This is a genomic window from Duodenibacillus massiliensis, assembly GCF_928721995.1.
In the GTDB taxonomy this organism is placed as follows: Bacteria; Pseudomonadota; Gammaproteobacteria; order Burkholderiales; family Burkholderiaceae_F; genus Duodenibacillus; species Duodenibacillus massiliensis.
In genome coordinates, this window is sequence record NZ_OV788642.1 from 976699 (window position 1) to 1001189 (window position 24491).

Sequence of the window (24491 nt, forward strand, 5' to 3'; positions counted from 1 at the left end):
AAAAGCTCTAAGAGGTAGGAGCGGTGCTGCTGGTTGGAAACCCCTTCCAACATTGACGAAGGATGTTAACCGGCCTTCTGGCCGAGCAAGTGGATCCTGCGGGTATCCGCAAAGGAGATACTTTGAAAGTATTTGTTTTGAACATGCGCGGCAAGCCGCTAATGCCGTGTTCGCCTGCAAAGGCGAGACACATGCTGAAGGCAGGCAAGGCCGTCGTAGCGCGACGGACGCCGTTCACGATCAAGCTGACCATCGCTACGGGCGAGACGAAGCAGGACGTGACGCTTGGCGTCGATGCAGGCGCCAAGCACGTAGGCATTTCCGCCACGACGGAAAAGGAGGAGGTCTTTGCGTCCGAAGTCGAGCTTCGACAGGACATCACGGGACTCCTGGCCGACCGTCTGGCTTTCCGACGTTCAAGGCGCAATCGCAAGACACGCTACCGCGTACCGCGCTTCAACAATCGCGTTCGATCCAAGCACAAGGGCTGGCTTGCGCCTTCCGTGGAGAATCGCATTCAGGCGCACATCTCGCGCATTGAAGCGGTTTGCCGAGTGCTTCCAATCACCAAAATCGTGATTGAAACAGCATCCTTTGACATTCAGAAGATCAAGAATCCCGAAGTCGAAGGAACGGACTATCAGCAGGGCGATCAACTTGGATTCTGGAACGTGCGCGAGTACGTTCTTTTCCGAGACGGTCATGTTTGCCAACACTGTCGAGGTCGATCCAAGGATCCGATCCTCAACGTGCATCATCTTGAGAGCCGCAAGACGGGCGGTGACGCGCCAAACAACCTGATCACGCTCTGCGAGACATGCCACAAGGCATATCACGCCGGGAAGATCAAGTTGAAGACACGACGCGGTACATCGTTCAGGGCTGAAGCCTTCATGGGCATCATGCGCCGGACGCTGCTTGATCGCGTCCGCAAGGCGCATCCTGAACTGTCTGTCGAGAACACCTACGGGTATCTGACGAAGCACAAGCGCATTGCCCTTGGCCTGCCCAAGACGCATTGCGCCGACGCCTTCTGCATTGCCGGAAATCTGAATGCGCTGCGACGAGGAGACTTCCTCTACCAGCGCCAGACGCGTAAGCACAACCGACAGATTCACAAGTGTTCGATTCTCAAGGGTGGAGTGCGAAAGCTCCACCAAGCGCCGTTCCTTGTCAAGGGCTTCCGCCTCTTCGACAAGGTGAAATGCACGGGACGAATCGGGATTATTTTCGGTCGCCGTTCAACGGGTTCCTTCGACGTCAGAACGCTTGATGGGACTCGGCTTTCCGCTGGCATCAGCTCTAAAAAACTGACGCTTCTCGAAAAGCGAACCACATTTTTGACTCAACTTAGAAAGTAGGTCGGCGCTTCCTCCCCTTCCTAAAGGAAGAGGTTTCCGCGCCGAATTATTATGAAAGCTTCTTTTCCTCTCAATCCCGGTGCGACGCTCGGGCTTATGGGCGGCGGTCAGTTGGGCCGCATGTTTGCGCAGGCCGCAGCAACGCTGGGCTACGAAGTCGAAGTGCTCGAAAAGGGCAGTTGCCCGGCAAGTGAAGTGTGCGCCTGCCATATTGACGCGCCCTACACCGATCCGGGGGCTTTGGACGCCATGCGCCGCACAACGGCTGCGGTGACAACCGAATTTGAAAACGTGCCGGCCGAAGCTCTTTCGGCCCTGGCCGACGGTCCCGACGGCTGCGTGACCGCGCCTTCGGCGCAGGCCGTCTCGGTTGCCCAGGACCGGCTGGATGAAAAGACGTTTCTTGAGATGGTGGCCGGTGTCCCCGTGGCACCGCACGCCCCGGTTCTCTCCGCAGAAGACGCCGATCTCCTTGATGAATCGCTTTTTCCGGGGATTCTTAAAACCACCCGTCTGGGTTACGACGGCAAGGGCCAGCGCACGGTCTTTAACCGTGACGACGTCAAACACGCGTTTGCCGAAATGGGCGGCAAATTCTGCATTCTGGAAAAGCGTCTGCCTTTAAAGACCGAGGTTTCCGTTATTGTGGCCCGCGGTCTTGACGGCTCCGCGGTCACCTTCCCCGTTTTTGAAAACCATCATAAAAACGGCATTTTGGCCGAAACCGTCGTGCCGGCACGCGTGCCGCAGGCCGTTGCCGACAAGGCCCGTGCGTATGCTGAAAAAATCGCACACGCCCTGGAATACCGCGGTGTCCTCTGCATTGAATTTTTTGTGCTCGCCGACGACACGCTTGTTGCCAACGAAATGGCGCCGCGTCCGCACAATTCCGGCCACGCCACGATTGAAGCGTGTGTGACCAGCCAGTTTGAGGAACAGGTGCGCGCGATGACCGGGATGCCCTTAGGTCCCACCGATCTTGTGCAACCCGCTGTCATGCTCAATATTCTCGGCGACGTCTGGTTTGATGCCGACGATAAAAAGCGCGAACCCGACTGGAAGAGCGTGCTTGCCGTGCCCGGCGCCAAACTGCATCTTTACGGTAAAAAAGACGCCCGTCACGCCCGCAAGATGGGACACGTCACGTGCGTCGGAAAAACGCTTGATGAGGCTCTTGTCTGTGCCAAGCGTGTAGCCGCGATTCTGGGCCTGCCCACCCCCATCTGACGGACAAAATCCATGTATCCCCCGATTGATACAGCCGCCGTCGAACGTGCCGCCCGGATTCTTTCCGAGGGCGGCCTCGTTGCGATTCCGACGGAAACGGTTTACGGGCTTGCCGCTGACGCCGATAACCGTGACGCAGTGCTTAAAACCTTTGCCGTCAAAGGCCGCCCCACCAACCATCCGCTCATTGTGCATATAGCGGGCCCTGAAGCCCTTTCTGCCTGGGCGTGCGTCGTCCCCGAGGAAGCCAGGCTACTTGCCAAGGCCTTTTGGCCCGGGCCCCTTACGATGGTTCTTCCCAAGAGTGAGCGCTGCGGCGGTTTTGTCACGGGCGGGCAGGCGAGTGTCGCCCTGCGCTGTCCCTCTCACCCCTGGATTCAAGCGCTTTTAAAGCGCTTTGCGGGGTCAACCTTCAAGGGCCTGACGGCGCCGAGCGCAAACACCTTCGGGAAAATCTCCCCGACCTGCGCCGCACACGTTGCCGAAGACCTCGGCGTCAAACCCGAGGGATCGCTTGACATGATTCTGGACGGCGGGCGCTGCGAAGTGGGCGTTGAGTCCACGATCATCAATCTCTCGGGCGAGCGCCCTGAAATTCTGCGGCACGGTGCAGTGACGCGCGCCATGCTCGAAGCCGTCCTCGGCCGCCCGGTACCTGATGCCGGAAGTGATGCACCGCGGGCCTCGGGGCGCCTAAAGAGCCACTATGCGCCCGGCACGCCCGTCACACTTTTCAGCGCAAAGGACATTGCGGCACTTGCCGCAGGCAACGATAAGGTCGCCGTCATGGCAACCGCAGACGTTCTTGATGCCTGCAAAAAGGCCTTCGGCAACCGCATTGTGCTCGAACTCGTGATGAGCCGTAAAGAAGCCGACTGGCAGCACAGTCTGTACGAGAACCTTCACAGGCTCGACAAATCCGGCGCCGCCAGACTTTTGATTGAACAGCCTCCGCAGACGCCTGAATGGGCCGCCGTCAACGACCGGCTCGGGCGCGCCGCAGCCGCCAAGGACGCTTAATGCTTTCCGCGCAGTGTCCGGTCGGGGTTCTTGATTCCGGGCTCGGAGGCCTTTCGGTGCTGAGAGCCCTGCGCCAGGAACTCCCGGCCGAAAACTTCATCTACTGCGCCGACAGCGGCAACGCCCCCTGGGGCGATAAAACCGGTCAGTGGGTGAGAAACCGGTGCGACACGATTGCACACTGGTTTCTTGACGTGCATCACGTCAAGATGTTGGTTCTTGCCTGCAACACCGCCACGGCCGCCGCAGCCGATCATTTAAGAGAATGGTCTCCCGTACCGGTCGTGGGCATTGAACCGGCGGTGAAACCGGCGGTGAAAATGAGCCGCACGCATGTGGTGGGCGTGCTTGCGACTGCGGGCACCATCCGCAGTGAACGCTATTCGCGGCTTCTGTCGCGTTTTTCCGCGGGCGCCCGCGTCATCAGTACGCCTGCGCCGGGCCTTATGGAATGCGTGGAAAAAGGTGAATTTGACACGCCGCGCACGAGAGCGCTTCTCACCAAATACCTCACCCCGATCACCGAGGCGAATGCCGACATCCTCGTTTTGGGCTGCACGCACTACCCGTTTTTAACCGCTGCTATCCGGACTATTGTCGGTGAGGCCGTGAAAATCATTGAGCCCGGTCCGGCGGTTGCGGCCGTCGCCCGTACGAGACTTACCGAACGGGAACTCCTTAAAAATGCCGATACCGGTGAGGCCGGAAGCGACATATTTTTTATCAATGGTGTGAATTCCGTGGCCGGCGTTCTCAATAAACTGTGGCCGCAGGCGGCAAGTGAAACCGTCACAGAACTTACTGTTTAAAAATCATGTCCGAAAATACCGCTGTTTTTGAATTCATTGCCTCAAGGCGCAGCCTCAAACCCAAGCTTCTTACTGAACCCTCGCCGACGGACGCGCAGTTTGCGCGTGCCGCACAGGCGGCGATGCGTGCACCCGATCACGGCTCGCTCGTTCCCTACCGTTTTGTGCGGGTGGAAAGCGAAGACCGCGGACGTCTTGCCGATGTTTTCGAAGCAGCCGCCAAACGTCAGGGAGCTGACGCGGACAAACAGGCACGCTCCCGCTCCAAGGCTCTCAAAGGTCCCTCGCTCGTGGGTTTTGTGTTTTCCCCTGCTACCGAATGCGGCATTTCACTTGATGAGCAGTTTCTCACCGCAGGCGCCGCTCTTGATCAGTTCATGCTCGCCTTAAGTGCGCTCGGTTTCGGCGGCATCGTGCTTTCGGGTTCGGTTCTCGCTGACGACGGCGTGCAGGCCTTTTTCTGCCGCAAGCCCGGCGAAAAACTCATTGCCTGGGTGATCTGCGGCACACCCGCCCCTGAAGCCAAACCCCAGGACGCGGAAACCCGAGAAGCTCCCTTTACGGTGTGGACTCCGGCGGCTTCTTAATTTTTGGGGCCTTGTCCTGTGAGACGGCGCACGGATGCGGCTTCAATCGCTGCGTCCCGCGCCGTTTTTTCCATCGCACAGATACTTTCGGCCACGGCCCGCATCGTCAGCGGCGCACAGCCTTCGGCCTTGTTGTTGGCGACCGTAAAGCCCCTTACGCCGCTTGCGTGCGCGCGCTGCATGAGCCCGGCCACGGCTTCCCGCGTCACGATATCGGGACTCTGAATCCGGTCAAAGGGCGCCCACTCGCGCTTAAGTTCCGCATAGGTGCCGCCCTGCGCCACCGACCAACGGACAACCGTATCGCCTTTAAGCCGCCAGTTGCCGGAATTATTCTCCGGGTCATCAAGGTATCTCAATGCGTTGATCTGCCGCATCACCGGAGGCAGTGACGGGTGAATGCCGACAACGGGCCTGGCGTGCGTCGGCCGCAACAGACGGATATAGCGGCGCGTCAGAAGCTGCGCCGTGCGCATTTCCACGCCGTAACTCAAGGGCATGCCTTCCGTTTCCCGGGGAAGCCTTGCAAAGAACGAAACGATTTCATCAATCGCGGCATGCGCATTTCTCAGGTTCAGAATCCGCTCACGGGGAAGCGCCGCAAGTTCAAAGACAAGCACTCCGAGCTTTCGTCCGAGTCCCTTAACAACCGGGTCGATAAAGGTTTCAAGGGTTTCATTCACATCAAGGTAATGTGTGTTGACGCCGGCCCCACGGCCTCTGACGTCGCGCACAAGGCTGTCGGTAACAGACTGAGGGGCCTTCACAAGAAACCGAAAATTATCCGGCACCTGCTCAGCGAAATGCCGGTAGGTCTCCTCGGCGAGCGGCTTATAGTAGGAGCGGTCAATCCCTGCGGTACGGAAAACGGGATAGGCGCTGTAGGCGGTCAGCCCCTTTTCCGCGAGTCCCTTCACCGAACTCATCTGCGACCAGACAACACCCCGCCAGCCCGGAAAGTTCCAGCTTGAACTTCCGAGATAAATGCCGGCAGGAAGCCGCTCGCCCAAAAGCCTCAGGTCCCGTTCGGGGGCCATCGGCGCGATCGGAGCGTTCACCGGCGGTTCATCATCAAAGAGTGCTTCTGTTCGGGTGTCGCGCATATAAAAAAGGCAGAGCCTCAAAACGAACTCTGCCTTCTACTTTAGCCGAAATTAATAGCGGTGCGGCATTTCCGGATGATGCATCCCGGCAGCCGGCCCACGCGGTGCGGGAGCTCCGTTGTAGCCCGGACACTGACGGGGAGACTGCTCCGCCATCGGGCAGGGTGTGCCGGCGTTACCCGGGCAGTTCCAGCCGTGACGCGGCCCCTGGTGAAAGCGCCCGTGACCGACAAAAGCGCGGCTTTCATAGTCTTCAAGCGCCATCTTCTGCTGGGGGTCAAGCAGTTTCCAGAGTGCGGCGCGCTTGGCGGCCACATCGGAGTGCACCTGACCGAGGAGCTTTTCGCGTTCGGCACTCAGTTCGAGGCGGCTTTGCCGGTCATAGGCCTGACCGCGGTTTTTGGCGCGGAAGTCGCGCATCGCGGCATAAGCCTTTTCCTGGGCAGCCGTGTAGTCTTTAAAAGCCTGCTTCTGATTGTCCCTGAGCGTGAGAATCGACTCAAGTGCGGCATTGCGGTTTGCCAGAGACTGCTGCACATCGGGACCCGTCCAGTGACCGCGCGGGCCGTAACCGGCGCCGTCTCCGCACCAGGCATAAGCGCCCGCGGCGGTGGCGGCAAGAGCGGCAGCGATAATCCAGCGTTTCATCATTTTTGACTCCTTATGAAAACGGTCCGCGCCCCGGCGCTGACTGTGTCATGCGGTTTCGGGCGTTACCGGCGGGAATTTCTTTTTCCCCTGACTGATGAAGCTCAGGTTAAAGCCTTCTGAAAGCCACTCGGTAAAGGGCCGGGAAGGACGTATTTCAAAATGTAAAAAACAAAAGTCCAACACCCGCAAAATCGGGTCCGCCCGCCGGCATAACGGCTTTGAGCAAGGTTCGTGTGCATTACAATTGCGGCACCTGTCTTTTCAAATATTAACCATCGGAAAATCTCCCCATGCAGGAACTTTCTGTTTTGACGGCTTTAAGTCCCCTGGACGGCCGTTATGCCCGTCAGTGCAATGAACTGCGCGACATCTTCTCTGAATCGGCCTTCATGAACGCCCGCGTGCGCGTGGAAATGGAATGGCTCATCGCCCTTTCCGAGGCGGGCTTTGAAGAGCTCAAGCCCATCAGCGAGCACGGCAAAGCCTTCCTGCGCGGTCTGGCGGAGAACTTTACGGTTGAAAACTGCGCGGAGATCAAAGCGATTGAAGCCACCACCAACCACGACGTCAAGGCCGTGGAATACTGGATCAAAGGCCAGGTCGCGCATGATGCGGAACTCGCCAAGGCAAGCGAATTCGTTCACTTTGCCTGCACAAGCGAAGACATCAACAACACGAGCCACGCGCTGATGCTCACCGCCGGCCGCAAGGCGCTGATTGCGCGTCTTACCGAGATCCGCGAAACGATTGCGAAGTATGCGCATCAGTGGGCCGATGTTCCGATGTTAAGCCGCACACACGGTCAGACCGCGTCTCCCACAACGGTCGGCAAGGAAATGGCCAACGTTGCCGTGCGCCTCGGACGCATCATTGAAGCGATCAGCGCCGTGAAGTTCTACGCCAAAATGAACGGCGCCGTCGGCAACTTCAACGCGCACCTCATCGCCTACCCCGACTACGACTGGGAAGCGCACAGTAAGCGCGTCGTTGAGGAGCGCCTGGGACTTACCTTCAACACGCACACCATTCAGATCGAGCCGCATGACTACATGGCCGAGCTCTTTCACGAAATTGCGCGCGCCAACACGGTTCTCATTGACTTTGACCGTGACGTCTGGGGCTACATCTCCCTCGGGTTCTTCAAGCAGAAACTCAAGGAAGGCGAAGTCGGCTCCTCCACGATGCCGCATAAAGTGAATCCCATTGACTTCGAAAACTCCGAAGGCAACCTCGGGGTAGCCAACGCGCTTTTAAACCACCTCGCGGGGAAACTCCCGATCTCACGCTGGCAGCGTGACCTCACCGACTCCACGGTGCTCCGCAACCTCGGCGTGGCCTTCGGCTACTGCTTCGTGGGCTATGCGGCGCTCGGCCGAGGCCTCGGAAAACTTGAACTTAACGCCGCACGCGTTGCTGAAGACCTCGATGCCGCCTGGGAAGTGCTTGCTGAAGCCATCCAGACCGTCATGCGTCGTTACGGCATTCCCAAGCCCTATGAAAAGCTCAAGGCGCTCACCCGCGGCAAGGGCCATATGACGCCCGAGGTGATCCACGAGTTTATCGAGACGCTTGAGCTGCCTGCCGACGCAAAGGAACGTCTGCAGAAGCTCACGCCCGCGACCTACATCGGTAAGGCCGTCGAACTCGCGCGCCGCGCCTGATTTCCGGCTCACCGGGAAGTGCTTCTGAAGCGGCTGAACACGTCTGTTCAGCCGCTTTTTTACAGGCCCCGGATCAGTTGCTTCAGCTTCTTTGTCTGCGCGTTGCTTTGTGAGCCTCCTGCGAAAAAAGGACGGCAGCACGCCGTCCTTTTGTCAGATTCAGAAGTCGGGACCGGCTCAGAACACCGGGACCACGCCGCCCTTATATTTATCCGTCATGAACTTGCGGACCTTTTCGGTCGTCAGAGCCTTCACAAGCGCCTGAACCTTCGCGTCCTTTTCATGTCCCTGACGGGCGGCCACCACCACGGCATAGGGGCTCGTCTTACTCTCAAGATAGATCGAGTCCGTCACAGGGTTTAAACCCACGCCGATAGCGTAGTTGGAGTTAACGACCGCGAGATCGACATCGTCCAAAGTACGCGGCACCTGCGCGGCTTCCACCTCACGGATTCTGAGGTGTTTGGGGTTACTGACGATATCAAGCACCGTGGCTTTGACGCCGATCCCGGGCTTTAACTTTAAAAGCCCTGCATCTTCGAGCAGAAGCAGCGCACGACCGCCGTTGGCGGGGTCATTGGGAATCGTCACGGAAGCGCCGTCGGCAAGATCCGTGATTTTCTTCACCTTCTTGGAGTAGGCCGCCATCGGAAGAATGTGAATCGGCGCGATGGAAGCGATTTTCAGACGGCGGTGCTCGACAGCGGCATCCAAAAAGGGCTTGTGCTGGTAGTAGTTGGCGTCCACTTCGCCTGCATCAAGCGCGAGGTTCGGGCTCACGTAGTCGGAAAACTCAACGATTTTGAGGTCGTAGCCGTCCTTTTTCAGATCAGGCTCGATGAGCTTCAGAATATCGGCGTGGGGCACCGGGGTTGCCGCCACGCGAAGTTCTTCAGCGCCCGCGGCTGCGGCACTCAAACCGACGATCACCGCCGCGGCTGCGGCAAAAAAGGTTCTGACTGTCATTTGCAATACTCCGGTGTTCTTTGTGTTCTGAAGGGACAGCGCGTCCCCGGGTGAAGGCACTATACGCAAAACCGGCTCCAAGTCCGTCATCAGAGGTATCTTTTCTGCGGTTCGGTTAAGGTATTACCGGCCCGGCACCTTAAAAAACCGGACGTCTAAGCAAAATCTCCTGCAGGTTTTCCTGACCGGCAATTCTTAGAAATTCCGAAGACAGGCGACTATATTGCATTCCGTTTGGGCTTTGACTCAGGCAGTGACGGTCAGTCTTACACGCGCTGTTTGCGGAGAGAAGCGGCACAGAAATACCGCCCGCTGCCAGTGACGAGGCTGACGCCCCTCTCTACTTTTCTTTCTTTGCGGAGACGCACACACATGTTTGCGAAGAAACTTCTCGTCGGCGCTTTGGCTGCCGCCGCGTTTATCAGTGCTCAGGCCGCGGACCAGAAGGTCCTGCGCATGGCCACCGAAAGCTCCTACCCGCCCTTTGAATTTGTGGAAACCAAGACGGGCGAAACCGTGGGCTTTGAAATTGACCTCCTGCGGGGCATTGCCGAACGCATCGGCCGCAAACTCGAAATCGTGCCGATGGGGTTTGACGCCATCATTCCGGCGCTTCTCACAAACACGGCCGATGTCGGCATGGCAGCGATCACCATTACGCCGGAACGCCAAAAGCGCCTCGCCTTTACCGATTCCTACTATGTCTCAGGCCTCTCGGTTCTGATCCGTGCCGCGGACAAAGCAACCATTACCAAAGTTGAGGATCTCAACAACCGCACGATCTGTGCTCAGATCGGCACCTCCGGCCACATGCGTGCCCAGCAGGTTCCCGGCGCCAAAGTGAAGGCTTTTAACAACGTCTCGGAAACCTTCCTTGAATTAAGCAACAAGGGGTGTGATGCCGTGATCGGCGACCGGCCGGTAAACAGCTACTTTCTGATGAGCCGCCCGCAGACCGCAAAAGACTTCTACCACATGCCCGTGATGCTTAACACAGAGCTTTTCGGCATTGCCGCCAAAAAGAGCAACAAAGCACTGGTCGAGGAGATGAATGCCGCCATGAAGGCGATGCGCGCCGACGGCAGCTACGGCAGGATGTACAAGAAGTGGTTCGGCGAAGAGCCGCCCAAGGAGTAACGTTTTCCGTCGAAAAAAATTTCCCGGCACGCGCCGGGAAATTTTTTTCGGGTCAGGCCATAAGCCTCAGCACTCAACGATGGTCACGGCAAGCCCCCCGCGGCTCGTTTCCTTGTATTTGGCCTTCATGTCCCGACCCGTTTCAAACATGGTGCGCATGACCTTGTCAAGGCTCACAACATGACGCCCGTCGCCTGCCATCGAAATGCGGACCGCCTCAATGGCTTTTACGGCGCCCACGGCATTACGTTCAATGCAGGGAATCTGCACCTGCCCCGCCACCGGATCACAGGTGAGCCCCAACTGGTGCTCCATGCCGATTTCCGCGGCGTTTTCCACCTGATCGAGAGTTGCGCCCTTGGCAGCCGCAAGGCCCGCCGCGGCCATCGAAGTTGCCACCCCCACTTCGCCCTGGCAGCCCACTTCAGCGCCCGAAATCGACGCGTTTTCCTTGTAGAGCATGCCCACGGCCCCCGCGGTGAGCAGAAAGTTTCTCACGCCCGTCTGATCCGCGCCCGGCACAAACTTCACGTAGTACTGAAGCACCGCAGGCAAAACGCCTGCCGCTCCGTTTGTGGGACAGGTGACAATGCGGCCGCCCGCGGCATTTTCTTCGCCCGTGGCAAAGCCCCAGGCGTTCACCCAGTCAATGGCAGCCAAAGGATCGTTTCCGTCAGAGGCTTTAAGCCGCGCAAGCAGCTGCGGTGCACGGCGCTTTACGCGTAAGGGCCCCGGAAGCACCCCTTCCGTTTTAAGGCCCCTTTGAATGCACTCACACATCACGTCCCAGACATGGTCAAGCGCCGCATCGATTTCTGCGTCGCTGCGGCGGGTGCGTTCATTGTCGCGGACGACTTCAGCAATCGTTTTGCCGCTTGCGCGCGCCATCGCCACAAGCTCCGAGGCATTGGTGTAATTAAAGGGCACCGTGACTTCCGCACGGCCCGGAAAAGCGTCCCGGCTTTGCGTGCGGGGCTTATCAAAGTCCGTGTTGTCCGCAGGCACCACAAAGCCCCCGCCCACGGAGTAATAACGCCGCTCAATGATCTTTTTGCCTGAGGCGTCAAACCCCGCAATCTGCAGCCCGTTGGTGTGAAAGGCCGCCGCCTTGTCGGGCGAAAACGTGATGTCGACGGCCGGATCAAACACAATCGTGTGGCCGCCCGCCAACGGAAGGCGCCTGGAGTCTCTCACCGAGGCCATCATCTCTGCGACGGCGGACGTGTCCACTGTCTCGGGAGATAACCCCATCAGCCCCAGCATCACGGCCGTGTCCGTGGCGTGGCCCTTACCGGTGGCGCCGAGGCTGCCCATCAGATCTGCGGAGAGGTGTTCGGTTTTGGAGAGCACACCTTCATCTGCCGCTTCCTTCACAAACATGGCTGCCGCCCGCATCGGACCCACGGTATGACTTGAACTCGGGCCAATACCGACCCGAAACATTTCAAAAATACTGATGGGCATGCTCTGCCTTTTTTCAAAAAAACTCAGACCTGCGCGTCAACCACAAGGGCCTTTTCGCAGTAGCTTCGCGGATCGGTTTTCACATCCGCGGCAACGTGCTCACCGACATTGACGGTATAGGGCAGACGCACAAGCCCTGCCGTCAGAGGAATATCCGGGATGCGCGCAATGGATGTGAGCTGATAACCCGTGTCTCCCATCACGATCATCGGCACGTCCACCAGAAGCGCCGGATCAAAAGCCGTTTCAAAAGCCACGAGATGCATACGGTCGTAACCGCCCGCCTTAAAACGCGCTTCCGTCAGTGCCCGCCCGATAAAGATGCGTTCCGGATCGGAAAAGTCGAGCACATCCTCAAAACCGCACTCCAGGGGACTCGTGTTTTCGTCAAACTCGAGCCCCTCGGCCGGTTCCTTAGCAAGAATTCTCAGGGCATCAAGCCCCTCCTGCGCTCCGGCCTGCGCGCCCGCCGCGGTGAGGTTTTCGTGCAGCGCCTTAATGTTCGCTTCCGGTCCCGTGACAAGCTGAATCCAGCGCAGGTTCAGAAACGAAATCTCGCTTTCTTCCTTAGCCGTGTTGGGCGTGGTTTTAGCCGCATCCACGGGCATCTCGCCCGCGTAAAGAAAACCGCAGAGGTGCCGCCCTTCAATCTCCGCGTCAAAGGCGGCGCTTACCTGACGGATCCACGCCTCACGTACGTCGGCCTTATCTCCGTAAAGGAAAAGCTCATAGGTGTCCGTTTCCGTGCGCACCGCGATCACCGTTCCGATGATGCCGCCTGAGGCGTTTAACATCACCGTCCGCTCAAGGCTTCCGACGGCGAGTTTGGATAAGTCGCTTGCCGTAAGGCGCGCCAGAAACTTCGGCGCCTTCTTAACGGTGAGAACCGTCACGGGCTGCGGTTGAAAAAGCACTAAATTCAAAGCCATTTCGTTACTTCTTTTTTCAAAAAATTCTTACTCACGCACGCAGTCGAGCATGTACTTCACAGTGCCGTCAGGCTGTTTTATCTTCACCAAACCGTGCACATCGCTTTCAAACCCCGGGAAGCGCTTCGTGAAATCACGGGCAAACCGCAGGTACTCGACGATCTTGCTGTTGACGCGTTCCCCGGGCACCAAAAGCGGAATTCCCGGCGGGTACGGCGTGAGAAGCACCGCGGAGACCCGGCCCTCAAGCTCATCAATCGGAACGCGGTCGACTTCGCTGTGCACGAACTTTGCGTAGGCATCCGTCGGACGCATCGCGGGCACCATCTCCGAGATGTACATCTGAGTGGTAAGACGTGCAACGTCATACTCCCGGTACACACTGTGAATGCTCTGGCAGAGGTCTTTGAGCCCCATATTTTCATAGGCCGGGAACGCCGCAATGAATTTGGGCATCACGCGCCAGAGTTCGGCGTTGGCGTCGTAGGCGTCCTTAAACTGCTGCAGTTCGGTCACCATCGTGTTCCAGCGGCCCTTGGTGATGCCGATCGTAAACATGATGAAGAAGGAGTAAAGGCCCGTTTTCTCAACGATGATGCCGTGCTCAGAAAGATACTTCGTGACGACGGCCGCAGGGATCCCGGTTTCGGCAAATTCACCGGTAAGCGACAACCCCGGCGTCACCACCGTCCCCTTGATGGGGTCAAGCATGTTAAAGCCCGGTGCCACATCCCCGAAGCCGTGCCAGGCATCATTGGCGTCAAGCATCCAGTCGGCCTGCGTGCCGCGTCCGGCCTGCGGCAGTTTCTCCGGCCCCCAGACCGTAAACCACCAGTCGGAGTAGCTCGTACCGACTTCGCGCATGGCACGCCTGAAATCCACGGCTTCCTGAATGGATTCTTCCACGAGCGCCGTACCGGCCCGTCCTTCCATCATGGCCGCAGCGACGTCGCAGCTTGCGATGATCGCGTACTGCGGCGAAGTGGACGTGTGCATCATGAAGGATTCATTAAATCCGGCGCGGTCAAGCTTCTCGGTTTCAGAGTCCTGGATACAGATCTGGCTTGCCTGCGAAATACCCGCAAGCAACTTATGCGTTGAGTGCGTCGCAAAAACCATGCTCTTTTTCGTGCGCGGTTTATTGCGGTCAATCGCGTGCATATTGTCGTAGAAGCTGTGAAAAGCCGCATGCGGCAGCCATGCTTCGTCAAAGTGCAGAATGTCGACCTTGCCGTCGAGCTTCGCCTTGATCACTTCGTCGTTATAGACAATGCCGTCATAGGTCGACTGCGTGATCGTCATGATCCGGGGCTTGGCCTTCTTGTCCTTGATAAGGGGATTGGCCGCAATCTTCTTTTCAATCGACTCCCAGTCAAATTCGGAAAGCGGAATCGGTCCGATGATGCCGTAATGGTTGCGCGTGGGCATCAGAAAGACGGGGATCGCACCGGTGAGCGTAATGGCGTGCAGGATCGACTTATGACAGTTGCGGTCCACGATCACGATGTCGCCCGGAGCCACGGTGTAGTTCCAGACGATCTTGTTGGAAGTTGACGTGCCGTTGGTGACGAAAAAGAGATTGTCACAGCCGAAGATGCGCGCGGCGTTTTGCTCTGACTTTGCCACCGGCCCGGTATGGTCCAGTAACTGTCCGAGCTCTTCCACGGCGTTGCAGACGTCGGCGCGGAGCATGTTTTCACCGAAAAACTGGTGAAACATCTGTCCCACGGGGCTCTTTAGGAAGGCAACGCCGCCGGAGTGCCCCGGGCAGTGCCAGGAGTAGGAAGAATCCGCGGCGTAGTGCGTCAGGGCCTTAAAAAACGGGGGCGGCAGACTCTTTAAATACTCACGGGCCTCACGCGCGATGTAGCGCGCCACAAAGTCCGGTGTATCTTCAAACATGTGAATAAAGCCGTGCAGTTCCCGCAGCACATCGTTGGGAATTGATGTGGCGGTCTTATTTTCCCCGTAAAGGAAAATCGGCACATCCGGGTTGGAGCGGCGGATCTGGCGCACAAATTCACGCAGTTCGTGAATCGCTTCGTTTTCTTCACCCGTCTCGGAAAAGTCATCGTCATCGAGACTCACGAGAAAGGCTGAGGTGCGGCTTGCCTGCTTGGCAAGACCCGTGAGGTCGGAAAAAGCCGTGACGGCTCTCACTTCAATCCCCTGCGCTTCAATCGCCTGCGCGAGGTCCCGGATACCGAGCCCCGAGACGTTTTCAGAGTGATAGTCCTCATCGATGATGACAACGGGAAAGTGGTATTGCATGGGTTACCTCTTTCTTGGGCAAGAAACGGAAACGGCGTGCGCACGGACCCGGCCAATCCCTGATGACCGGCACACACGGGAAAGCACGCAATTGTACTTAGACGGGGGTCTGCAGGGCGACTAAAATCCTCGCCCCCTTCTCTGCCCGTTGCGTAATTTTCTCATGACGCTCGAAAACGTGCTTCTTTACATTCCGGCTGCCGTTCTCATTGTGCTGATGCCCGGCCCGGATTTTGCCGTGATTACAAAAACGGCCCTGGTGCGCGGCCGCACCGCGGGCGTCATCTGCTCGGCAGGTGTTGCCTGCGGGTTGCTCGTCCACACAACGCTTGCCGCGCTCGGGATTTCTGCGGTCGTTGCACATTCCGTGACGCTTTTTTCAGTGCTTAAGTGGGTGGGCGCCGCCTATCTTTTCTGGCTCGGCATTCAGGCAATCCGCGCGTCTTTTTCCGGAAAAAACGCGCTTGCCTGTGAAAACCTTGATCTCGAGCCCGCACACGGCCGGGGACTCGCGAAAAGCTGGTTTCAGGGGTTTTTCTGTAATGTCTTAAACCCGAAGGCCGTGATCTTTTTCCTCACCTTTCTGCCGCAGTTCATGGATCCGAATGCGCCGCTCACGCCCCAGTTCCTTATCCTGGGGCTCATTCTCATGGGAATCAGCCTCGTGTGGTTTTCGCTTCTGGCGGTCATTCTCGGGCTTATCCGCGCGATTTTTCAGTCCCTGCGTTTCCAGCAGTGGCTTAACCGCGTTGCGGGCGGCATTTTTCTGATTTTCGGTCTGAAACTTGTGACGACTGAGACGCCTTAAGGACCGCACTTCCTTTTAAAATTAACAGATTGACTTCTTCTTTTTCAGGCTTGAGATGACTGACGAAAAACACAAAACGCAGCACGCCGGACGCCTTTTTATGGTGACCGCCCCCTCGGGCGCGGGAAAAAGTTCGCTTGTTAACGCGCTTTTAGCGGCCGACCCCGCCATCATGCTTTCCATTTCCCACACGACGCGTGATCCGCGTCCGGGGGAAGTCAACGGGCGCGAATACCACTTTGTGTCAGTCGCCGAATTTGAAGAGCGTAAGGCACACGGTGAATTTCTTGAGTCGGCCCTTGTGCACGGCAACTACTACGGCACAAGCCGCGTCTGGATTGAAGAGCAGATGGCCGCGGGGCGCGACGTGCTCCTTGAAATCGACTGGCAGGGCGCACGCCAGGTGAGAGAAAAAATCGCCGATATAGTCGGCATCTTCATTCTGCCGCCTTCCATTGAATCTTTAAACGCCCGTCTGCACAAGCGCGGCACCGACAGCGAAGCCGTCATCACGCGCCGTCTGATGGGCGCGGGCGCGGAAATTGCGCATGCTCCGGAGTTTGAGTTCGTTATAATCAACGACAGCTTTGAAACGGCTTTAAGTCAGCTTAAAGCCATTGTGACTGCGTCGCGTCTGACCTACCGGCACCAGGCCGTGCGTCACCGCGATCAGTTTGTGTCTCTGGGCGTACCCGTCTGAAAAACGCCGGAAACCCGAAATTACCGTTACTTTTGAACCGATACTTCCATGGCTCGTATTACTGTTGAAGACTGTCTGAAAAAGATTCCGAACCGCTTTGAGCTCGTGCTCGCGGCTGCTTACCGTGCCCGCCTGATTGCCCAGGGCCATCAGCCCCATGTGGACGCCAAGGATAAGCCCGCCGTGGTCGCGTTGCGCGAAATCGCCAACGGCGACGTCGGCCGCGATGAAATGCTCGAGCGCGTCGTCTAGTCTTTCCTGCTGACAGTCAGACGGTGCTCAACAGAAAAAAAAGAAAAGCACCGTAACGAAGAAAAAATACCTCGCCGCGCAACCCCATAAACCTCGGGACTGCGCGGCTTTGTTTTTCAGGGAAGAACGTGATGCCCCAGACAGTTGCCAGACAATCCGACGCCATTTTGCGGCAGGTACCTCCCCGGCCGGAGATTCCGACGCAAAACGTGCGCCATGAGGGTGATTACGACGAAGCGTATCTGGACCGCCGGGCCGATGAGATCGTCTCCGATGATGCGGACCTGCCGCTTTACACCCCGGTGGGCAAAGCCACAGCGATTGCAACGAGCGCACAGCTTCTGGCGCGCTGCCGTCAGTACCTCTCTGAAAGCGATGTGAGCCGCATTCAGGCGGCCTTCCGCTACGCCGATGATGCGCACCTCGGGCAATTCAGAAAGTCGGGCGAACCTTACATCACGCACCCTCTGGCGGTTGCAACGATTCTCGCGGAGTGGCATCTGGATGCCGCCACAATCTGCGCGGGCCTCATGCACGACGTGCTCGAAGACACGGGCGTGGCCAAAATCGAGATGGCCGAGCAGTTCGGCATCGAAGTGACGGAAATCGTCGACGGAGTGAGCAAACTCGATAAACTCCGTTTTTCCTCCAACGAAATTGCCCAGGCCGAAAGCTTTCGAAAGATGCTTCTGGCGATGAGCCGCGACGTGCGCGTGATTCTCGTCAAGCTTGCCGACCGGTTGCATAACCTCAGAACGCTCGGCGTGATGCGCCCGGAAAAGCGGCGCCGCATCGCCACGGAAACCTTGGAAATCTACGTTCCCATCGCGCACCGTCTAGGTTTAAACACGGTTTTCCGTGAACTGCAGGAGCTCTCCTTTTTCAACCAGCATCCGCTGCGCTACGAAGTACTCAGAAAAAACCTCATCGCCTCCCGCGGCAAACGCCGTGCGGTGCTTGAGCGGATTCTGCGGGAAACGCGCGAAGTGCTTCCCAAGCACCATATCGTTGCGCAGGTTCAGGGACGCGACAAAACAATCTACGGTATCTACAACCGCATGCGTGACACGCATGCGTCGTTTTCGGACGTTTTGGACATCTACGGCTTTCGCGTGATCGTGCGTACCCGGGAGGAGTGCTACCTCGCGCTCTGCGCCCTGCATGAACTCTACAAACCCGTGCACCGGCGCTTCAAGGACTTCATCGCCATTCCCAAAGCCAACGGCTACCAGAGCCTGCACACCACCGTGATCGGTCCGAGCGGCACGCCCATTGAGTACCAGATCCGCACCGAGCAGATGCACCGCATCGACGAGATGGGCATTCTCTCGCACTGGCTCTATAACGACGGGCTCGATACGAGCGAACTGCAGAAGATGGTGGCGGCGTGGCTTCAGAGCCTTCTTGAGATTCAGCGCACCAGCGCCGACAGCTCCGAATTCATCGAAAACATCAAGATCGACCTCTTTCCGGACCGCGTCTACGTCTTTACGCCGAAATCCAAGATCATCAGTCTTCCGCGGGGCTCCTGCCCGGTGGACTTTGCCTATCAGATCCACACCGATATCGGCAACAAAACAAGCGGCTGCCGCATTAACGGCGAGGAAAAACCGCTCACCACGGAACTCAAAAACGGCGACATGGTGGAAATTCTCACCGCGGACAAAGCACAGCCCGATCCGAACTGGCTCAATTACGTCCGCTCGGGCCGTGCCCGCGCCGAAATCCGTCAGTACCTGAGAACCCGCGACTTCAAGGACAGCGTGGCCCTCGGGGAAACCTTCCTGCGTAAGGCCGCTGCTGAAGCCGGCATCAACTTTGAGATGATTCCGGAAGAAGCCTGGAAGACGGTTGTGACCGAAAACGAAACCAAAAACCGCACGGCGCTTTTTGCCAATGTGGGACAGGGCAAACTCTTTGCCGCAGCCGTCGTGACGCGCCTCGTGAACTTCATGCGGGCGCGCGAAAAGACTGCGCAGTCCACCGCCGCCGTCAGTATCCGCGGCACCGAAGGCATGGCCGTGCAGCTTGCAACGTGCTGCCACCCGATTCCGGGCGACACGATCTGGGGCTTTATGCGCAAAGGCCACGGCCTCTCTGTACACCGCGCCGACTGCGAGCACACCGTTCGCGGCCGCAAGGTTGACTCTGAGCGCTGGATGGCCGCGGACTGGAAGGAAGACATTGCCTCTGATGCGCGCTTTCCGGTGCCCGTTGAACTGGAAGTCACCGACGAGCGCGCCGCGCTTGCGGGTGTGGCCGCCGAACTTGCCAAAGCGGGCTCCGCCATTGTGGGCGTCAACATGAACGACAACGGCAAAACGGACAACAAGCTCAGACTCATGATTCAGGTTAAGGACCGCGTGCACCTGCTGCATGTGCTCAGGATGGTGCGGCAGCTGCCCACCGTCACGTCTGCGGCCCGGTGCCTCGACGGCGACAAGGTGATCCGCGTCTGACGCAAAACCCAATTAAAAAGGCCGGTCTCCGCAAAGAAACCGGCCTCTTTTTTGAAGCGTATTGCGTGAATCAGTACGGCTGCTCGGCCGTATAGCGCACCTCAACGATCTCAAGCTCTTCAACACGCGCCGGATGATCGATTGTCGCAGGCGTCGGAAGCCGCACTTCATCACCCTCACGCTTTTTGAGAAACACGCGGGCAATCGGACTGATCCAGCTCACGTCCCCGTGATCGGGATCGGCTTCATCAATCCCCACAATGCGGATCGTGTGCTCTTCCCCGGTCGTGAGGTTTTCATACGTGACCGTAGCACCGAAAAAGACCTGATCGGTCGCGGGACGCGTTTCCGGATCCACGACTTCAGCAGACTCCACGCGCTTATTTAAAAAGCGGATGCGGCGGTCAATTTCGCGCAGACGGCGCTTACCGTACTGATAGTCGCCGTTTTCACTGCGGTCACCGTTACTGGCGGCCCAGCTCACAACGCTCACAACCTGAGGACGTTCGACGTTCACAAGGTGTTCACGCTCGTCCAAAAGCCTGCGGTAGCAGGCGGGCGTCATGTAGTTTTTGGTGTTTGCAGGCAGCCCGGGAAGCTTTACTTCCTCTTCGTCGCCGTCCTGCGCGCTCTGCATTGTCTGCTCAGTCATAGCTCATGTTCCACAACGGGCGGCACTCAATTGCCCGCCCGAAAAGCCGGAGGATTTTAAGCCGGCAGCGGGCGCCTAAAAGGCCTCGTTTTCGCCTAAGTAGCGCCACGCACCCAAAGGAAGGTCTCCCAACCGCACGCGGCCGATACGCACGCGTTTAAGCCGCAGCACTTTAAGCCCCACAGCCTCACACATACGGCGGATCTGACGCTTTTTACCTTCACGGAGCACAAACTGCAGCTCATCGGCATTAAGCCGCGTCACCTTTGCGGGCAAAAGCGCCACGCCGTCAAGCGACAGGCCGTGATTTAAAAGCGCAAGGTTTTTGTCCGAAAGCCGCAGCGGCACCGTGCCGTCGGCGTTACCCACACGCACGATGTACTCTTTGTCGACGTCACTCGTTTCACCGATGATGGTTTTGGCAACGCGCCCGTCCTGCGTGAGGACCAACAGCCCCATGGAGTCGATATCGAGGCGCCCTGCTGGCACCAGATGCGCGAGCTGCGCGCGCGACCAGCGCCTCGGACTCGTGTCTTTGGCCCAGTGATTTTCCGGCGTCACGAGAACTTTTGCGGGCTCATAGCCGTCTTCAGCCTGGCCGCTCACGTATCCCACAGGTTTATTGATGAGAATCGTGACGCGCTCACCCTGCTCGGCACTTGCCCGGCGGTCAATGGTGATCACGTCCTCACGCGTCACCTTTTGACCGAGCTCAGCGGTAACGCCGTTAACCTTCACCCAGCCCGCGGCAATCCAGGCATCGGCCTCCCGACGGCTTGAAAGGCCGAGTTCACTCATGCGCTTACTGAGCCGCTGCGGTGCGTCGGGATCAGCCGGCGCGGCCGCTGTCGGCGCCTTTACGGGGCGGCGCCCGGCAAAGGGCGCTCCTCCGAAAGCGGGCTTACCGTGGCTTTTCACGAAGCCCCGGTTCACCGGCCGCGGCCTGCGGCTTGTCTTGGGAAAACTGCGTTCTGCCACAGCTGTTTAGCCGACGCGGCCCAGAAGGCAGTATTCCATGATGCCTTTTTGCGCGTGCAGACGGTTTTCGGCCTCATCCCACACCACGGACTGGGGTCCGTCGATCACGTCAGCCGTGACTTCTTCACCGCGGTGCGCGGGCAGGCAGTGCATGAAAAGCGCGCCGGGGTTGGCGGCCTTCATCACACGGTCGTTGACCTGGAAGTCAGCAAAGTCCTTGCGGCGCTTGGCGTTTTCTTCTTCAAAGCCCATCGAGGTCCAGACGTCCGTGGTGACAAGATCGGCGCCCTGGGCGGCTTCAACCGGATCACGCGTCACCGTGTAGTAATCGGTCCCCGCGGGGATGAGTTTGGTGTCAATCGGATAGCCCTCGGGGATCGCAAGCGTCATATGAAATCCCAGGATTTTTGCCGCTTCAAGCCAGGAGTAGCTCATGTTGTTCGCGTCCCCGATCCAGGCAACCTTTTTACCCTGAATCGAACCGCGGTGCTCCATGAAGGTCATGATGTCGGTCATGATCTGCACAGGGTGATATTCATTGGTAAGGCCGTTAATCACCGGCACCTTGCTGTTTTTTGCAAACGCTTCCAGGCGGTCCTGCCCGAAAGTGCGGATCATCACCAGATCGACCATGCGGCTGATGACGCGCGCCGTGTCTTCGATGGATTCCGAGCGCCCGAGCTGCGAGCCCTGAGACGTCAGATTGATGACGTTGCCGCCGAACTGATAAAAACCCGCTTCAAAGGAAACACGCGTGCGGGTGCTTGCCTTTTCAAAGATCATCGCGAGCACTTTGCCGCGGAAAGGTTCGTAGGGGATGCCCGCTTTCTGCAGTGCCTTGATCGCAAGCGCGCGGTCAAGCATGTGGTTGAGTTCGTCAGCGGTAAAGTCGGAAAGCTTGAGAAAGTGTCGGATCGTCATGGCTGCAGTCGTTTAAAAAATTTCTGACGTCGGCGCCCGGCCGTAAGGCCGGTGCCGGCGCGTTTTTTCCGAGGTGAAAAAACTCAGATAATCCTGCTGATTTTAATGCGCGGGCCGGCCTGAGGAAAAGACTGTGGTCCTAACCGCCGGCGGCGGAGAGATCCAGACTCAGCACGTCGCCCGGTTTTGCTCCGGTGGCCGCTATCCAGATCTCCTTCTCACCCATTTCAGGAAGCCTTATCTTCATGCGTGAAGAATCCGGATCAACTTCAACGACAACGGCCGAAAGCGTTCCGACGGTACGGCGCGAGGCAAAGACGTCCTTTACCGGTCCTTCGGCCGTTTTTCTGCCCTGACTCAGCATCACCACACGGTCGGCCAGACGCTCAACCTCCTCTTCGGAGTGCGTCACGTAAAGAATCGGAATGCTGAGCTCCTTTCTGAGCTTTTCAAGCCACGGGAGAATTTCGCGGCGCCTGGCGTTGTCAAGACTCGCCAGAGGCTCATCCATCAGAAGAATCGTGGGTTTGACGGCAAGACTTCGGGCAATGGCGCAACGCTGACGCTCGCCGCCCGAAAGTTCGTTGGTCCGGCGGTCAAGCAGATGTCCGATTCCCAAAAGCTCCACGGCATGCGCCAGGCGCTCGGCCGCGTCCGCATCACGGATGCGCTTCATCCCGTACTCAAGGTTCTGCCGGACGTTTAAGTGATCAAAAAGGCTGGCTTCCTGAAAGACGTACCCGAGCCGCCGCGCATAGGTCGGCACAAAAATACCGGCCGCATCGTCCTGCCAGACGCGGCCTGCCACAACGACGCGCCCCCGGGCTTTCTCAAGGCCCGCGATGCAGCGCAGCACCGTCGTCTTGCCGCAGCCCGAGGGTCCGAAAAGGGCGGTGACGCCGTCCTCCGGAATGTCAAAGGCAACGTCAAGCGAAAACCCGGCCGTGCGGGTGAGTTTCAGTTGCGCGTGTCCCGTCATACGCTCACCGCCTTGGCACGCCGGTTAAGAAATGAAAGTGCCAGAAGCACCGCAAAGGAAAAGACGAGCATGCCGCCCGCAAGCCAGTGGGCCTTATCGTATTCCATCGCTTCGACAAAGGTGTAGATCTCGGTGGAAACAACCTGGGTTTTGCCGGGGATATTGCCGCCGATCATGAGCACCACGCCGAACTCACCGATCGTGTGGGCAAAGGTGAGCACCAGAGCCGTGAATATGCCGGGGCGCACCAGCGGAAGCACCACGGAAAAAAAGGCGTCAATCGGTTTGGCTCCAAGCGTTGCGGCCACTTCCGCGGGGCGCTCACCGAGCGCTTCAAACGCAGCCTGCAGGGGCTGCACCGCAAAAGGCAGCGAGTAAATGAGTGACCCGATCACCAGGCCCGGAAAGGTAAAGGTAAGAAGTCCCAACCCCATTGACTGCGTAAGCTGCCCCAGGGGGCCGTGCGGGCCAAGCGCCACCAGGATATAAAACCCGAGCACCGAAGGCGGCAGCACCAGCGGAAGCGTGACCACCGCCCCCACAGGCGCCCGCCACGCGCTTTTGGTGCGTGCCAGCCACCACGCCAGGGGCGCTGCGAGGATCAGGAGGACAACAGTCGTGACGGCGGCAAGCTCAAGGCTTAACCACACAGGTTCCAGAGAGATATCGTCCGGCACTTCCCGTCTCCTGTCTGTTGCTCACCGCCGTTAATGAATCAGTTTGTGCCGTAACCGTAGGCAGTCTTCACCTTGGCGGCTTCCCCGCCCTTTAAGAACTGCAGAAACTCTGCCGCAGCCTTCAGAGACTTGCCGTTTTTAAGAAGCACCGCATCCTGGCGGATCTTACCGTAGTAGTCAGCCGGAATCACCCAGCCCGAACCGGAAGTCATCTTGCCGTTCTTATAGACCTGACTTAAGGCCACAAAGCCCACATCGGCGTTGCCGGTCTTCACAAACTGGAAGGTCTTGCCGATGTTGTCGCCCTCGACAAACTTAGGCTGCACCTTCTCAAAAACCTTCATGTGCTTCAAAGTCTCATAAGCAGCGAGGCCGTACGGAGCAAGCTTTGGGTGGGCCACGGCACACTTATTGAAGTCAGCCGTTTCCAAAAGCTTCGCACCGTCCTTGATTTTGCCCGCGTCCGAAGACCAAAAGACGAGCTTACCCACGGCGTAGGTAAAGACGGAACTTGCGACACCGTAGCCTTCGGTCACAGCCTTTTTCGGCGTCTTGGCGTCAGCAGCCAGCAAAACGTCATAGGTCGCACCGTTTTTGATCTGGCCGTAGAACATGCCGGTCGAACCAAAACTCAGAATGACCTTGTGGCCGGTCTTCGCTTCAAAAACAGGCGCGAGTTCTTTGGCCGGCGCCGTGAAGTTGGCGGCCACCGCCACGTGAATTTCATCGGCAAAAGACGCCGCAGCCGCGGCACAAAAGACAGCGGCAACGGCTGCCTTCACAAAACGGTTCGTCATTTTTTTATTCCCCTGAAAAAAAAATCTGTTCTCGGGCCGCCTCCGGCACAAAAACAAGGCGCCGCGTCCGCCGGTTTCGGGA

At 58.2% G+C, this 24491-nt stretch carries 23 protein-coding genes; 11 read left to right on the top strand and 12 right to left on the bottom strand.

Going from position 1 to position 24491, the window contains the following annotated elements; all coding sequences use genetic code 11:
• The first annotated feature begins 62 nt into the window (after positions 1-62).
• From iscB to NXF97_RS04445, 5 genes are read left to right on the top strand one after another with little or no spacing between them, the layout of a single operon-like run.
• Positions 63-1361, top strand: coding sequence for an RNA-guided endonuclease IscB (gene iscB, locus NXF97_RS04425; protein WP_274956587.1), 1299 nt, complete (start codon positions 63-65; stop codon positions 1359-1361).
• Between the two features lie 51 nt (positions 1362-1412).
• Positions 1413-2588, top strand: coding sequence for a 5-(carboxyamino)imidazole ribonucleotide synthase (locus NXF97_RS04430; RefSeq protein ID WP_274956588.1), 1176 nt, complete (start codon positions 1413-1415; stop codon positions 2586-2588).
• 12 nt (positions 2589-2600) lie between these two features.
• Positions 2601-3608, top strand: a complete 1008-nt coding sequence (locus NXF97_RS04435) for an L-threonylcarbamoyladenylate synthase (RefSeq protein WP_274956589.1) — start codon at positions 2601-2603, stop codon at positions 3606-3608.
• Positions 3608-4417 (top strand): glutamate racemase, encoded by an 810-nt coding sequence (murI, locus tag NXF97_RS04440; RefSeq protein WP_274956590.1) that lies wholly within the window; start codon positions 3608-3610, stop codon positions 4415-4417. Before NXF97_RS04435 ends, murI begins: the two co-directional genes overlap by 1 nt.
• A 5-nt stretch (positions 4418-4422) precedes the next feature.
• Positions 4423-5004: a nitroreductase family protein gene (locus NXF97_RS04445; RefSeq protein WP_274956591.1), complete on the top strand. Its 582-nt coding sequence runs from the start codon at positions 4423-4425 to the stop codon at positions 5002-5004.
• On the opposite strand, the gene NXF97_RS04450 is transcribed toward NXF97_RS04445, so the two are convergent.
• A complete protein-coding gene (locus tag NXF97_RS04450) occupies positions 5001-6107 on the bottom strand; it encodes a DUF72 domain-containing protein (protein ID WP_274956592.1) in 1107 nt (368 codons plus the stop codon). The two genes, NXF97_RS04445 and NXF97_RS04450, sit on opposite strands and share 4 nt — an antisense overlap.
• Positions 6108-6158: 51 nt before the next feature.
• Positions 6159-6758 carry a hypothetical protein gene (locus tag NXF97_RS04455; RefSeq protein WP_274956593.1) on the bottom strand — a complete coding sequence of 200 codons (600 nt, stop codon included), beginning with the start codon at positions 6756-6758 and terminating at the stop codon, positions 6159-6161.
• Positions 6759-7048: 290 nt separating this feature from the next.
• Here NXF97_RS04455 and purB point away from each other — a divergent pair, with 290 nt between their 5' ends.
• Complete coding sequence (purB, locus tag NXF97_RS04460) at positions 7049-8419, top strand: adenylosuccinate lyase (protein ID WP_274956594.1); 1371 nt, start codon at positions 7049-7051, stop codon at positions 8417-8419.
• A 177-nt stretch (positions 8420-8596) separates the two neighbouring features.
• Here the strand turns inward: purB and NXF97_RS04465 are convergent, their stop codons facing one another.
• A complete protein-coding gene (locus NXF97_RS04465; RefSeq protein ID WP_274956595.1) occupies positions 8597-9385 on the bottom strand; it encodes a MetQ/NlpA family ABC transporter substrate-binding protein in 789 nt (262 codons plus the stop codon).
• Positions 9386-9757: 372 nt separating this feature from the next.
• Here NXF97_RS04465 and NXF97_RS04470 point away from each other — a divergent pair, with 372 nt between their 5' ends.
• Positions 9758-10522, top strand: coding sequence for a basic amino acid ABC transporter substrate-binding protein (locus NXF97_RS04470; RefSeq protein ID WP_274956596.1), 765 nt, complete (start codon positions 9758-9760; stop codon positions 10520-10522).
• Between the two features lie 66 nt (positions 10523-10588).
• On the opposite strand, the gene NXF97_RS04475 is transcribed toward NXF97_RS04470, so the two are convergent.
• The 3 genes from NXF97_RS04475 to NXF97_RS04485 are packed head-to-tail and all read right to left on the bottom strand — an operon-like array spanning position 10589 to position 15186.
• Positions 10589-11986: an L-serine ammonia-lyase gene (locus tag NXF97_RS04475; protein WP_274956597.1), complete on the bottom strand. Its 1398-nt coding sequence runs from the start codon at positions 11984-11986 to the stop codon at positions 10589-10591.
• Positions 11987-12009: 23 nt separating this feature from the next.
• On the bottom strand, positions 12010-12915 hold the full coding sequence (locus NXF97_RS04480; RefSeq protein WP_274956598.1) for a hypothetical protein: 906 nt from the start codon (positions 12913-12915) through the stop codon (positions 12010-12012).
• A 27-nt stretch (positions 12916-12942) separates the two neighbouring features.
• Entirely contained in the window at positions 12943-15186 is a 2244-nt protein-coding gene (locus NXF97_RS04485) for an arginine/lysine/ornithine decarboxylase (RefSeq protein WP_274956599.1), read from the bottom strand.
• 163 nt (positions 15187-15349) lie between these two features.
• Between NXF97_RS04485 and NXF97_RS04490 the strand changes: the two genes are divergently transcribed.
• The 4 genes from NXF97_RS04490 to NXF97_RS04505 all read left to right on the top strand — a co-directional run bounded on the left by NXF97_RS04490 (position 15350) and on the right by NXF97_RS04505 (position 19405).
• A complete protein-coding gene (locus tag NXF97_RS04490; RefSeq protein ID WP_022373215.1) occupies positions 15350-15994 on the top strand; it encodes a LysE family translocator in 645 nt (214 codons plus the stop codon).
• A 55-nt stretch (positions 15995-16049) separates the two neighbouring features.
• The gene (gene gmk / locus NXF97_RS04495; protein WP_274956600.1) at positions 16050-16694 is read left to right on the top strand and encodes a guanylate kinase; all 645 of its coding nucleotides are present in this window, start codon (positions 16050-16052) and stop codon (positions 16692-16694) included.
• Positions 16695-16742: 48 nt separating this feature from the next.
• Entirely contained in the window at positions 16743-16946 is a 204-nt protein-coding gene (rpoZ, locus tag NXF97_RS04500; protein ID WP_022373217.1) for a DNA-directed RNA polymerase subunit omega, read from the top strand.
• 131 nt (positions 16947-17077) lie between these two features.
• Complete coding sequence (locus tag NXF97_RS04505) at positions 17078-19405, top strand: RelA/SpoT family protein (protein ID WP_274956601.1); 2328 nt, start codon at positions 17078-17080, stop codon at positions 19403-19405.
• 70 nt (positions 19406-19475) lie between these two features.
• Here the strand turns inward: NXF97_RS04505 and greB are convergent, their stop codons facing one another.
• From greB to modA, 6 genes are all read right to left on the bottom strand, one after another.
• Positions 19476-20057, bottom strand: a complete 582-nt coding sequence (greB, locus tag NXF97_RS04510; protein WP_022373219.1) for a transcription elongation factor GreB — start codon at positions 20055-20057, stop codon at positions 19476-19478.
• A 75-nt stretch (positions 20058-20132) separates the two neighbouring features.
• Positions 20133-20855, bottom strand: coding sequence for a pseudouridine synthase (locus NXF97_RS04515; protein ID WP_084765957.1), 723 nt, complete (start codon positions 20853-20855; stop codon positions 20133-20135).
• 186 nt (positions 20856-21041) lie between these two features.
• Entirely contained in the window at positions 21042-21956 is a 915-nt protein-coding gene (gene argF / locus NXF97_RS04520; RefSeq protein ID WP_022373221.1) for an ornithine carbamoyltransferase, read from the bottom strand.
• A 139-nt stretch (positions 21957-22095) separates the two neighbouring features.
• A complete protein-coding gene (gene modC / locus NXF97_RS04525) occupies positions 22096-22935 on the bottom strand; it encodes a molybdenum ABC transporter ATP-binding protein (RefSeq protein WP_022373222.1) in 840 nt (279 codons plus the stop codon).
• Complete coding sequence (gene modB / locus NXF97_RS04530) at positions 22932-23612, bottom strand: molybdate ABC transporter permease subunit (RefSeq protein WP_022373223.1); 681 nt, start codon at positions 23610-23612, stop codon at positions 22932-22934. The genes modC and modB overlap by 4 nt, the downstream gene beginning before the upstream one ends.
• 38 nt (positions 23613-23650) lie before the next feature.
• On the bottom strand, positions 23651-24409 hold the full coding sequence (modA, locus tag NXF97_RS04535; protein WP_022373224.1) for a molybdate ABC transporter substrate-binding protein: 759 nt from the start codon (positions 24407-24409) through the stop codon (positions 23651-23653).
• Positions 24410-24491 lie beyond the last annotated feature (82 nt).

Coding starts and splice junctions, on each gene's coding strand:
- iscB (WP_274956587.1), top strand. CDS start 63: ATGTTAACCGGCCTTCTGGCCGAGCAAGTGGATCCTGCGGGTATCCGC.
- NXF97_RS04430 (WP_274956588.1), top strand. CDS start 1,413: ATGAAAGCTTCTTTTCCTCTCAATCCCGGTGCGACGCTCGGGCTTATG.
- NXF97_RS04435 (WP_274956589.1), top strand. CDS start 2,601: ATGTATCCCCCGATTGATACAGCCGCCGTCGAACGTGCCGCCCGGATT.
- murI (WP_274956590.1), top strand. CDS start 3,608: ATGCTTTCCGCGCAGTGTCCGGTCGGGGTTCTTGATTCCGGGCTCGGA.
- NXF97_RS04445 (WP_274956591.1), top strand. CDS start 4,423: ATGTCCGAAAATACCGCTGTTTTTGAATTCATTGCCTCAAGGCGCAGC.
- NXF97_RS04450 (WP_274956592.1), bottom strand. CDS start 6,107: ATGCGCGACACCCGAACAGAAGCACTCTTTGATGATGAACCGCCGGTG.
- NXF97_RS04455 (WP_274956593.1), bottom strand. CDS start 6,758: ATGATGAAACGCTGGATTATCGCTGCCGCTCTTGCCGCCACCGCCGCG.
- purB (WP_274956594.1), top strand. CDS start 7,049: ATGCAGGAACTTTCTGTTTTGACGGCTTTAAGTCCCCTGGACGGCCGT.
- NXF97_RS04465 (WP_274956595.1), bottom strand. CDS start 9,385: ATGACAGTCAGAACCTTTTTTGCCGCAGCCGCGGCGGTGATCGTCGGT.
- NXF97_RS04470 (WP_274956596.1), top strand. CDS start 9,758: ATGTTTGCGAAGAAACTTCTCGTCGGCGCTTTGGCTGCCGCCGCGTTT.
- NXF97_RS04475 (WP_274956597.1), bottom strand. CDS start 11,986: ATGCCCATCAGTATTTTTGAAATGTTTCGGGTCGGTATTGGCCCGAGT.
- NXF97_RS04480 (WP_274956598.1), bottom strand. CDS start 12,915: ATGGCTTTGAATTTAGTGCTTTTTCAACCGCAGCCCGTGACGGTTCTC.
- NXF97_RS04485 (WP_274956599.1), bottom strand. CDS start 15,186: ATGCAATACCACTTTCCCGTTGTCATCATCGATGAGGACTATCACTCT.
- NXF97_RS04490 (WP_022373215.1), top strand. CDS start 15,350: ATGACGCTCGAAAACGTGCTTCTTTACATTCCGGCTGCCGTTCTCATT.
- gmk (WP_274956600.1), top strand. CDS start 16,050: ATGACTGACGAAAAACACAAAACGCAGCACGCCGGACGCCTTTTTATG.
- rpoZ (WP_022373217.1), top strand. CDS start 16,743: ATGGCTCGTATTACTGTTGAAGACTGTCTGAAAAAGATTCCGAACCGC.
- NXF97_RS04505 (WP_274956601.1), top strand. CDS start 17,078: ATGCCCCAGACAGTTGCCAGACAATCCGACGCCATTTTGCGGCAGGTA.
- greB (WP_022373219.1), bottom strand. CDS start 20,057: ATGACTGAGCAGACAATGCAGAGCGCGCAGGACGGCGACGAAGAGGAA.
- NXF97_RS04515 (WP_084765957.1), bottom strand. CDS start 20,855: ATGAGTGAACTCGGCCTTTCAAGCCGTCGGGAGGCCGATGCCTGGATT.
- argF (WP_022373221.1), bottom strand. CDS start 21,956: ATGACGATCCGACACTTTCTCAAGCTTTCCGACTTTACCGCTGACGAA.
- modC (WP_022373222.1), bottom strand. CDS start 22,935: ATGACGGGACACGCGCAACTGAAACTCACCCGCACGGCCGGGTTTTCG.
- modA (WP_022373224.1), bottom strand. CDS start 24,409: ATGACGAACCGTTTTGTGAAGGCAGCCGTTGCCGCTGTCTTTTGTGCC.